Source organism: Herbaspirillum sp. GW822-FHT03A08, from assembly GCF_058801885.1.
Genome location: NZ_JBXANR010000018.1, coordinates 1 through 770 on the forward strand (window position 1 = coordinate 1; position 770 = coordinate 770).

Annotated in this window: 1 protein-coding gene; it reads left to right on the forward strand. The window is 59.7% G+C overall.

Going from position 1 to position 770, the window contains the following annotated elements:
- Window positions 1-27: 27 nt before the first annotated feature.
- Window positions 28-770: response regulator (locus AC1RN6_RS24085; protein WP_493008000.1), on the forward strand; the 743-nt coding region annotated here is incomplete at its 3' end.

Here is a 770-nt window from a genome sequence, read left to right on the forward strand (position 1 = left end):
CGCGTACTGCTGGTGGAAGACAATGAAATGAATCAGGAGCTGGCCGGCGAGTTGCTGACGGCCGCCGGCATCTCCTTCATGCTTGCAGAAAACGGCCAGCAAGCGCTCGATATTCTTGCCGGCGACGAAACCTTCGATGGCGTGCTGATGGATTGCCAGATGCCTGTCATGGATGGATATACGGCGACGCGCAAGATACGCGAACAGCCCCGGTTCTCCCGATTGCCCGTCATTGCAATGACCGCCAACGCGATGGCCGGCGACCGCGAACAGGCAATTGACTGCGGCATGAACGACCATATCTCCAAGCCGCTGCATGTCGCGACGATGTTTACAACGATGGCGAAGTGGATACGTCCATCCTCTCCTCGATCGACGACGCCGCAAACGGAACGGCCGGAAAATAAGACCGCAGAGTTTCCATCGCTTGCCGGAATTGATCAGGCGGCCGGCTTGGCTACCTGCATGGGAAAACCGGATCTGTATCGTCGCATGCTGCTTAAGTTTCAGGAATCGCAGCAAGGCTTCCCGCAGTCCTTCGCCGATGCGTTGGCGGCCGGCGATCTGACAGTCGCCACCAGGCTCGCCCATACCTTGCGGGGTACCGCCGGAAATATCGGCGCAATGACGCTTGCCCAGTCTGCCGCAGACCTGGAGGCCGCCCTCCAGCAGACGGGGGGCGATGTCACATGGGCGCCTTTGTCGGCGACCGTCAACGATAAGCTGCGTACCGTTTTAGCGGGGATCACGCAACTCGGATCTGCTCCGGA